Genomic DNA, 8,985 nt, shown 5'->3' on the forward strand with positions numbered 1-8,985 from the left:
CACGCTGAGCGTGGGAACGATCATAGCGCTATCAAAGCAGACTCAGTTCCAACCCGCCCGATCCATCATCCGGATCGCCTCAGCCTGACGCTTGCCCGCCACTTCCACCGGTAAGGTGTCCGCAATGAACTTGCCCCACGCCGCCACTTCTTCCGAAGGCGCCACCGCCGGGTTGGCCGGGAATTCCTGGTTCACGTCAGCAAAAATCTTCTGTGCTTCCGGCGTGGTCATCCATTCAACGAGAGCCTTGGCCGCTTCCGGGTGCGGCGCATGTTTGGTCAGGCCAATCCCCGACAGGTTCACGTGCACACCGCGATCCGCCTGATTCGGCCAGAACAGTTTCACCGGCAGCTCCGGCTTCTGCTTGTGCAGGCGACCGTAGTAGTAAGTGTTGACGATGCCCACGTCGCACTGCCCGGCGTTGATCGCCTCCAGCACTGCAACGTCATCGGAGAACACGTCGGTGGACAGGTTGTTAACCCAGCCCTTGAGGATTTCCTCGGTCTTGGCCGCGCCGTGAACTTCGATCATGGTCGCGGTCAGCGACTGGTTGTAAACCTTCTTCGCCGTGCGCAGGCACAGGCGCCCTTCCCAGTTCTTGTCGGCCAGCGCTTCGTAAGTGGTCAACTCGCCCGGCTTCACCCGTTCGGTGGAATAGGCGATGGTGCGCGCGCGCAGGCTCAGGCCAGTCCAGGCGTGAGTGGACGAGCGATATTGCAGGGGAATGTTGGCGTCGATGGTTTTCGAGGTGAATGGCTGGAGGATGCCCATCTGCTCAGCCTGCCAGAGGTTGCCGGCATCCACGGTGAGCAGCAGGTCGGCGGTGGCGTTTTCACCTTCGGCCTTGATGCGCTGCATCAGCGGCGCCTCCTTGTCGGTGATGAACTTGATCTTCACCCCGGTCTTGGCGGTGTAGGCATCGAATACCGGTTTGATCAGCTCATCGATGCGCGACGAGTAAACCACCACCTCATCAGCGGCCTGGGCCGTGGTGCTACCGATCAGGGTCAGGGCCAGTGCGGTCAGAAGACGCTTGGGTGCCAACATGGGAGTGGTCTCTCGGTCGGGAAATGTGGGCCAAATGATAAGGACTCACATTTACCACCTCAATCGAACTCTTTTTGAAGGAGTTACCAGATGTTGCATGATCGACCGCCATCCCTGCGGCAGCTCATACAGGGGGAATGCATTTCAACTGTGGGAGCGGGCTTGCTCGCGAAGACTCCATCAGCCTCGATGAACATCTCAGGGTTTGGCGAGCGCCGGAAGATCCCCGGTCAACCCAAGGGCTTCACGCACAAAAAGCGCTTTCGCCTCCGGCATCTGCTCCACCAGCTTCAACCCGGCATTTCTCAGCCAACGCACCGGCAAACGATCCGCCTGAAACAACCGCTCAAACCCTTCCATCGCCGCCATCAGTGCGAGGTTGTGCGGCATGCGCCGACGCTCATAACGGCTCAGCACTTTCACATCCGCCAGACGCTCCCCGCGCTCGGCCGCCTGCAACAGCACTTCCGCCAGCACCGCCGCATCGAGGAAACCAAGGTTCACACCCTGCCCCGCCAACGGGTGAATGGTGTGCGCCGCGTCACCGATCAGCGCCAGCCCTTCCGCCACATAACGTTTGGCATGGCGCTGACGCAGCGGCACGCACAGTCGCGGATCAGCACTGATGACTTCGCCAAGACGTCCCTCAAAAGCACGCTCCAGCTCGCGGCAAAAATCCGCCTCATCCAGCGCCATCAAACGCTCGGCTTCGCTCGGCGTGGTCGACCAGACGATCGAACACCAATCCTGCTGCCCGTCACGCTCCAGCGGCAAAAACGCCAGCGGCCCGTGATCGGTAAAGCGCTGCCATGCGGTCGACTGGTGCGGCTGGCTGCTGCGCACGCTGGTGACGATGGCATGGTGCATGTAATCCCACTCGCGCGTGGCCATCCCGGTGAGGCGGCGCACCGCCGAGTTAGCCCCATCAGCGGCAATCACCAACGGCGCGCGCAATTGACGACCATCGGCGAGCGTCAGCAGCCAGTCATCGCCCGAACGGCGCATCTGTTCCAGCCGCGCATTGGCGAGCATGCCCAGATCGCAATCGTGCAAACGGTCGAGCAAGGCGTCCTGCACCACACGGTTTTCGACGATGTGGCCGAGTACTTCGGCGTGCACGCTGCTCGCCGAGAAATGAATCTGTCCGGTGCCGCTGCCGTCCCACACGTGCATGTCGGTGTACGGGCTGCTGCGCCGTGCGGCGATGCCGTCCCACACGCCGAGACGTTCGAGGATTCGCTGGCTGGCCGCCGATAACGCGCTCACTCGCGGTTCAAACGCGGCTTCGGCGTCGAACGGTTTGACGCTCAACGGGCTGCCATCGAGCAGCAGAACTTCGAGTCCGCTGTCTTGCAACGCCAACGCCAAGGCGCTGCCGACCATTCCGGCTCCGACAATCAGCAGATCTGCGCGCATTTCCATGCTTTAAGCCTGTCTCGCTTGCGGCTTGAGCCGCACGTAAAGGGTTTTACCGACCCGCGCGACAAGGTTGCCGGCGCCGTCATGAATGTCGACCTGCAACTGCGGCAGGTATTTCTCGCCATTGGCGGTCTGCCGGCGAATCTCGCCGAGCAAGGTCTCGTCGATGCTGAACCGGGCGAACACCGGGCCTTTGCCCGGCGCGATGAAATCGATGTCGGCAGCCTTGTCCCAGACGATGTACTTCGAGCCGAGGTTTTCCATAAGCATCAGCATGAAAAACGGATCGACCATCGAGTACAGACTGCCGCCGAACTGGGTGCCAACATAATTGCGGTTGTACCAGCCGAGGCCCATCGACACTTGAACGTCGCGGAAGTCATCGCTGATATGGCGAACGCGCACGCCAGCGCCGAGGTACGGCGGGTAGAAGGTCATGACCCAGCGCATCAACCGCGCTTTGCCGAATTTCTTAGTCAACCACTTAAGCATCCGGACGCGTCCCCAACCCCATGGCCTGACGCGCAAACCAGCGCTTGGCCGGTGGCAACAAGTCGAGGCCAAGCAAACCGATGTTACGGCCCAGCGAAACCAGCGGCTGCGTGCTGCCGAACAGGCGCGTGACCTGATCGGAGAAACCGACGGTGAGATCCTGATCGAGACGCTGACGCTCGCGATACGCCTGCAACGTGGCGAAATCGCCCAGCGGTTTGTCGCTGGCCAGCAATGCAGCGGCCAAGGCATCGGCATCGCGCAGCGACAGGTTGAAACCCTGCCCGGCTATCGGGTGCAGGCTGTGCGCCGCGTTGCCGAGCACGGCCAGATGCGAGCGCACTTGTTCTTCGGCCTCGACCAGCGTCAGCGGATAAAGATGCCGCGCGCCAACCTGTTTCAACGTGCCGAGGCGATAACCGAACACGCCCTGCAATTCGCTGAGGAAATCACGCTCGCTCAAATCGGCCAGACGCTGCGCGTCCATGCCCAAACGCGTCCAGACCAGGGCGCAACGGTTTTCCGGCAGCGGCAGCAGCGCCATCGGCCCTTCATCGGTAAAGCGCTCGAAAGCCATGCCGTTGTGCGCTTCGCTCGGGGTGATGTTGGCGATCAGCGCGCTCTGGTTGTACGGACGCTGGCGCACGTTGATGCCCAACTGCTCGCGCAGCCCGGAGCGACCGCCATCGGCGAGCACGGCGAGGTCGCATTCCAGCGTGGTTTCATCGTTGAGGGTCAGGCGATAGCCGTCGGCCAGCGGCTCCATGCGCGTGACTTCTGCCGGGCAGCGCCAACTGATCACGTCTTTGTCGACGTGCTGCCACAGGCAATGGCCGAGCCAGGCGTTTTCCACCACATAACCGAGTGCCGGTACGCCCTCTTCCATCGCCGACAGACGCGCGGTGGAGAAGCGACCACGGTCAGACACGTGAATCTGTTTGATCGGCTCGGCGCGGCGGGAGATTTCCTGCCACACGCCCAAGCGTTGATAAATCTGTCGCGAGCCGAAGGACAGCGCCGACGAACGCGCGTCGTAGCTCGGCTGCCAACTGTCGCCGGGAGCGAACGGCTCGATCAGCACGATCTTCCAGCCGCGCGCCTTGGCCCCGGCCTGCAAGGCCAACGCCAGACTGGCGCCGACCAGACCGCCACCGATGATTGCCAGATTGACTCGACTCATGCCGCGTGTGTCCTTGCTTGCGCCATCAGCGCTTCGATGTCGGCGACGGTTTTCGGTACGCCGGTGGTGAGGATTTCACAGCCTGTTTTGGTCACGACCACGTCGTCCTCGATGCGCACGCCAATGCCGCGCCATTTCTTCGCGACGTTCTGATTGTCCGGGGCGATGTAAATGCCCGGCTCCACGGTCAGCGCCATGCCGACTTCCAGCACGCGCCATTCGCCGCCGACCTTGTACTCGCCGACGTCATGCACATCCATACCCAGCCAGTGGCCGGCACGGTGCATATAAAAGGCTTTATAGGCTTCGCTGGCGATCAACTCTTCGACATCGCCCTGCAGCAAACCAAGTTTCACCAGCCCTGTGGTAATCACTCGCACCGTGGCTTCGTGCGCCTGATTCCAATGCTTGTTCGGCGCGATTTCAGCGAATGCGGCTTCCTGCGAGGCCAGCACCAATTCGTAGATCGCTTTCTGTTCGGGCGAAAACTTGCCGTTGACCGGCCAGGTGCGAGTGATGTCGCTGGCGTAGCAGTCGATCTCGCAACCGGCGTCGATCAACACCAGATCGCCGTCCTTGAGCAGCGCGTCATTCTGCTGGTAATGCAGGATGCAGCTGTTGCGCCCGGCGGCGACGATCGAACCGTAAGCGGGCATTTTCGCCCCGCCCTTGCGGAATTCGTAGTCGAGTTCGGCTTCGAGGCTGTACTCGTAGAGCCCGGCCCGACTGGCCTGCATCGCGCGAATATGCGCTTGCGCCGAGATCCGCGCGGCTTCGCGCATCACCTTCACTTCTGCCGCCGATTTATACAGGCGCATGTCGTGCAGCAGATGATCCAGCGCAACGAATTCGTTCGGTGGCTGCGCGCCAAGGTGCGCCTTGGAGCGGATCACGTTGATCCAGTCCATCAAGTGACGATCGAATTCGGGGTTGCTGCCCATCGCCGAATACACCCGGTCGCGACCTTCGATCAGGCCCGGGAGGATGTCGTCGATGTCGGTGATCGGGAAGGCGTCGTCGGCACCGAAGTCGCGGATCGCGCCTTCCTGACCTGCGCGCAAGCCGTCCCACAATTCGCGTTCGGCGTTGCGTTCACGGCAGAACAGCACGTACTCGCCATGCTCGCGGCCGGGCATCAAGACGATGACGGCTTGCGGCTCGGGAAACCCGCTGAGGTACTGGAAATCGCTGTCCTGACGGTAGACGTGCTCGACGTCGCGGTTGCGAATGGCGACCGCGGCGGCGGGCAGGATCGCGATGCTGTTGGGTTCCATCTGCGCCATCAGGGCCTTGCGGCGACGGCTGTATTCCGCTTTGGGGATATGGGTCATGGGCAGATGGCTTTCCCTGGCACGCGATTAATGCAGCGACGGCTTGGCGGCTGGCGGCACGTCGGTTTTCTTGGTTTCCGAGAACAGCAGCAGCGGCGCGACGCGCAGGTACTCCATGACCTCCATGTAGTCGGTCTCGCCGTCTTCGGATTCTTCCAGAGCGTCTTGCACCTGGGAGATCGCCGCCAGATCCTGCAGCACTTCAGTGGCTTCGGTGCTGAGCATGCTACTGTCGCGGCAGTTCAGGCCGAAACCGCTGAGGAAACCCTGGCACCACTCGCCCAGTGCAGCGGCGCGCTCGGCCAGCGGCGCGTCATCGGTCGGCAGCAGCAGAACGACGGTAACGTCGTCGCCGGTCAGCTCGCCTTTAACCATCTCTTGCAGGCCGATCAAGGCGTTGCGAACGTTGTCCTGCGGCTCGCTTTCGAGCAGTTCGGCAGCGTCGATCAACCATTCTTCGGCAGTGAAACCGGCGCCGGCGCAGCTGCGTCCGAGCAACAGGCCATGCAGTTCGGCAGGCGAGACGTTGTGGCCGCTGGAAGTCAGCAGGGTGGCGAAGGCTTGGTACGGGGAATTCTGAATGGTCATGGGCAGCTAGGCGCCAGACGGCGCTATGTCTAGAATGAAGGCCTTGTATCCTACATCGACAGACTCGCCAAGACTATTAAAGGCTGTCCGCCAGCTATCCCATCAGACAGACTCCAACTCAGTGGACACAATGGAAGACACCGACCTGCAAGCGCTGATGGCCAGACTCGAACTGTTGATTGGTCGAGTCGAGCAACTTAAGAGTCAAAACGCACTCTTACTAGCTCAGGAAAAGACCTGGCGCGAGGAACGCGCTCACCTCATTGAAAAAAACGAAATCGCCCGGCGTAAGGTCGAATCGATGATTTCGCGCCTCAAGGCCCTGGAGCAAGACTCATGAGTTCAAGCAATAGCGTCACCGTGCAGATCCTCGATAAAGAATATTCGATCATCTGCCCACAGGAAGAACGCAGCAATCTGGTCAGCGCCGCGCGCTACCTCGACGGCAAAATGCGCGAGATCCGCAGCAGCGGCAAAGTCATCGGCGCCGATCGCATCGCCGTGATGGCCGCGCTGAACATCACCCACGACCTCTTGCACAAAGAAGAGCGTCCGGATATCCAGGCCAGCGGTTCGACCCGTGAACAGGTGCGCGACTTGCTCGATCGTGTCGATCTGGTGCTCGCCGACGATCAGACCAACACCAAGGGCTGATTCGACTGGCCGCTTGCGGTATACTCGCGGCACTCCCTGGGGTGCTTGCCAGTTGACGATGTCCCTGAGCCGATTCGCACTACCCTGGAAGTTGCACGTTGGGCTGGTGTGCATGTCCGCTAGACGGAAAGCCTTAAAGTCTACTGCATCTTCCACCTTGAACTTTCGGGTTCAAGGGCTAAGTTGACAGCGGTTCATCCGGGGAGCCTGATTCGAATCCGATGTCGGTGAAAACCGCCATCGGATTTTTTATGCGTACGTTTTCGTCCCACCTGCCGAAGCCGAACCATGACCGAACCCGCGCTGCTGCCCCGCCCGCAACTCCGCCGCCTGCTGCGCAAGGCGCGCCGCTCGCTGAGCAAAAGCGAGCAACGCCAGGCCGCCAAAGGCCTGTACCGGCAACTGGCGCAAGACCCGCACTTTCGCCGGGCCAAAAACATCTCTCTGTATTTACCCACCGACGGTGAAATCGATCCGCGCCTGCTGCTGCGTGAAGCACAGCGTCGAGGCAAGTCGACTTATCTGCCGGTGCTGAGTGCCTGGCCGCGAACCAAAATGGTTTTCCAGCGCATTCGTCCCGGCGAGAAACTCAAACCCAATCGCTTCCGCATTCTTGAGCCACGGGCCAATCTGGCTCGGCAACGCAAGGTCTGGGCGCTGGATCTGGTGTTGTTGCCGTTGGTGGGGTTTGACGATGTCGGCGGGCGACTGGGGATGGGCGGTGGTTTTTACGATCGCAGCCTGGCGTATCTGGCGCGGCGCAAAAGCTGGTGCAAGCCGACGCTGTTGGGGCTGGCCCATGAATGTCAGAAAGTCGAACGCTTGGCGCAGGCGAGCTGGGATGTACCGTTACAAGGCACGGTCAGCGACAAGGCGTGGTATTTCGCGGGATAGGACGCCGCAGATCAGCGGCGTCGGGTGTGCAGTTTCAGCGCTTGAACGCGGTCGACTGTTGAACCTGTTGCGCGACTTCGACTGGAGCGTCAGCTTTGGTTGTCCACAGACTCTGCGCGTAACCGGTGGTCACGACGCCCAGGCCAAACAAAATTACCAAAGTCCATAGTAAATCCGGTTTGCGTTTCATCGATTGCCCCCCTCAAGGCACATCAACACGATGACAGCAGCGGTTTCCGTTTGTAGGCCGTGCAGCAGCGTCAAGCTTTAAAGGCCGGCATTTTGCGGCAACGTGAACCGCTGCGCAAACGCTGACGTCAACCGACTGTCGGTTTGTCATAAAATTGCCCGACAACTTGTCCACTGATCCCGCCAGGAGAACAAAACATGGCCTATTGGCTGATGAAATCCGAGCCCGACGAGCTCTCGATCAAGGGCCTGGAAAAACTCGGCAAAGCGCGCTGGGACGGGGTTCGCAACTACCAGGCACGCAACTTCCTGCGGGCGATGGCGGTGGGCGATGAGTTCTTTTTCTATCATTCCAGCTGCCCGGAGCCGGGGATTGCCGGGATCGGCAAAATAATCGAAGCGGCGTACCCGGATCCGACGGCGCTGGAGCCGGAGAGTCATTACTTCGATCCGAAGGCGACGCCGGAGAAGAATGCGTGGAGTGCGATTGACGTTGAACACGTCGAGACGTTTGCGCGAGTGTTGAAGCTGGATTATCTGAAGCAGCAGACGGCGCTGGTGGAAATGCCGTTGGTGCAGAAGGGTTCGAGGTTGTCGGTGATGCCGGTCACACCTGAGCAGTGGGCGGCGGTGCTTGCCCTGCGCTGACGCGCAAAAAGATCGCAGCCTTCGGCAGCTCCTACAGGGAACCGCATTCCAATGTAGGAGCTGCCGAAGGCTGCGATCTTTTGTCTTTAATGCTTATTGAATGATCAGGTTGTTAAACAACAAATCCTCAACCACCGGCTTCCCAGTCTCATCATTCATCACCTGCTGAGTCTGCTTCAACGCTTCCTGACGCAGCTTCTCTTTGCCTTCGATGCTGCCCATCGCCTCGGTCGTCTGCTGAGTAAACAGCGCCACCAGTTGATTACGGATCAACGGCTCGTTGGCCTTGACCAGTTTGGCTGCGTCATCGCCGGTCACGCGCAGCGCCACGTCGGCCTTGTAGACCTTGAGTTTCGGCGTGCCGTCCAACCCGTAGTTACCCACGAACGGTGGGCTCAGGCTGATGTAGCTGACCTTCGGCGCTTCGCCTTCTTTGGCTTCTTCGGCCAGCGCTGCCACAGGCAGAGACAGGGCCAGCAACAACATGATCCACGCTTTCACAATTCGCTCCTTATCCGGTTTGCGGCCTAGCATAACGACCCG

12 protein-coding genes and 1 other RNA gene are annotated in these 8,985 nt (G+C 60.6%); 5 read left to right on the forward strand and 8 right to left on the reverse strand.

Features of this window, described 5'->3' with window-relative positions; all coding sequences use genetic code 11:
• Window positions 1-42: 42 nt before the first annotated feature.
• The 6 genes from ACIP1X_RS19105 to ACIP1X_RS19130 all read right to left on the reverse strand — a co-directional run bounded on the left by ACIP1X_RS19105 (window position 43) and on the right by ACIP1X_RS19130 (window position 6,057).
• On the reverse strand, window positions 43-1,047 hold the full coding sequence (locus tag ACIP1X_RS19105; RefSeq protein ID WP_008081441.1) for an extracellular solute-binding protein: 1,005 nt from the start codon (window positions 1,045-1,047) through the stop codon (window positions 43-45).
• 198 nt (window positions 1,048-1,245) lie between these two features.
• A complete protein-coding gene (locus ACIP1X_RS19110) occupies window positions 1,246-2,463 on the reverse strand; it encodes a 2-octaprenyl-3-methyl-6-methoxy-1,4-benzoquinol hydroxylase (RefSeq protein ID WP_400754282.1) in 1,218 nt (405 codons plus the stop codon).
• 9 nt (window positions 2,464-2,472) lie between these two features.
• Window positions 2,473-2,958, reverse strand: a complete 486-nt coding sequence (locus ACIP1X_RS19115) for a DUF4442 domain-containing protein (protein WP_282356461.1) — start codon at window positions 2,956-2,958, stop codon at window positions 2,473-2,475.
• Window positions 2,951-4,138: a 2-octaprenyl-6-methoxyphenyl hydroxylase gene (gene ubiH, locus ACIP1X_RS19120; protein ID WP_053124880.1), complete on the reverse strand. Its 1,188-nt coding sequence runs from the start codon at window positions 4,136-4,138 to the stop codon at window positions 2,951-2,953. Before ubiH ends, ACIP1X_RS19115 begins: the two co-directional genes overlap by 8 nt.
• Window positions 4,135-5,469 carry a Xaa-Pro aminopeptidase gene (gene pepP / locus ACIP1X_RS19125; RefSeq protein WP_400754267.1) on the reverse strand — a complete coding sequence of 445 codons (1,335 nt, stop codon included), beginning with the start codon at window positions 5,467-5,469 and terminating at the stop codon, window positions 4,135-4,137. The genes ubiH and pepP overlap by 4 nt, the downstream gene beginning before the upstream one ends.
• A 27-nt stretch (window positions 5,470-5,496) precedes the next feature.
• Window positions 5,497-6,057 (reverse strand): YecA family protein, encoded by a 561-nt coding sequence (locus tag ACIP1X_RS19130; protein ID WP_400754270.1) that lies wholly within the window; start codon window positions 6,055-6,057, stop codon window positions 5,497-5,499.
• Window positions 6,058-6,187: 130 nt separating this feature from the next.
• Here ACIP1X_RS19130 and ACIP1X_RS19135 point away from each other — a divergent pair, with 130 nt between their 5' ends.
• The 4 genes from ACIP1X_RS19135 to ACIP1X_RS19150 all read left to right on the forward strand — a co-directional run bounded on the left by ACIP1X_RS19135 (window position 6,188) and on the right by ACIP1X_RS19150 (window position 7,605).
• The gene (locus tag ACIP1X_RS19135) at window positions 6,188-6,397 is read left to right on the forward strand and encodes a TIGR02449 family protein (RefSeq protein ID WP_007911197.1); all 210 of its coding nucleotides are present in this window, start codon (window positions 6,188-6,190) and stop codon (window positions 6,395-6,397) included.
• Window positions 6,394-6,711 (forward strand): cell division protein ZapA, encoded by a 318-nt coding sequence (locus ACIP1X_RS19140; protein ID WP_008081434.1) that lies wholly within the window; start codon window positions 6,394-6,396, stop codon window positions 6,709-6,711. Before ACIP1X_RS19135 ends, ACIP1X_RS19140 begins: the two co-directional genes overlap by 4 nt.
• 30 nt (window positions 6,712-6,741) lie before the next feature.
• A non-coding RNA gene (gene ssrS, locus ACIP1X_RS19145) (6S RNA) lies at window positions 6,742-6,920 on the forward strand.
• 79 nt (window positions 6,921-6,999) lie between these two features.
• On the forward strand, window positions 7,000-7,605 hold the full coding sequence (locus ACIP1X_RS19150; protein ID WP_400754273.1) for a 5-formyltetrahydrofolate cyclo-ligase: 606 nt from the start codon (window positions 7,000-7,002) through the stop codon (window positions 7,603-7,605).
• A gap of 34 nt (window positions 7,606-7,639) precedes the next feature.
• Here the strand turns inward: ACIP1X_RS19150 and ACIP1X_RS19155 are convergent, their stop codons facing one another.
• On the reverse strand, window positions 7,640-7,795 hold the full coding sequence (locus tag ACIP1X_RS19155; RefSeq protein WP_400754276.1) for a hypothetical protein: 156 nt from the start codon (window positions 7,793-7,795) through the stop codon (window positions 7,640-7,642).
• A 197-nt stretch (window positions 7,796-7,992) separates the two neighbouring features.
• Between ACIP1X_RS19155 and ACIP1X_RS19160 the strand changes: the two genes are divergently transcribed.
• The gene (locus ACIP1X_RS19160) at window positions 7,993-8,442 is read left to right on the forward strand and encodes an EVE domain-containing protein (protein WP_400754279.1); all 450 of its coding nucleotides are present in this window, start codon (window positions 7,993-7,995) and stop codon (window positions 8,440-8,442) included.
• A gap of 93 nt (window positions 8,443-8,535) precedes the next feature.
• Here ACIP1X_RS19160 and ACIP1X_RS19165 read toward each other — a convergent pair whose 3' ends face one another.
• A complete protein-coding gene (locus tag ACIP1X_RS19165) occupies window positions 8,536-8,943 on the reverse strand; it encodes a flagellar basal body-associated protein FliL (RefSeq protein WP_053124890.1) in 408 nt (135 codons plus the stop codon).
• Window positions 8,944-8,985 lie beyond the last annotated feature (42 nt).

Origin of the sequence: Pseudomonas sp. NPDC088885 (assembly GCF_044750025.1) — a bacterium.
GTDB lineage: Bacteria > Pseudomonadota > Gammaproteobacteria > Pseudomonadales > Pseudomonadaceae > Aquipseudomonas > Aquipseudomonas rustica.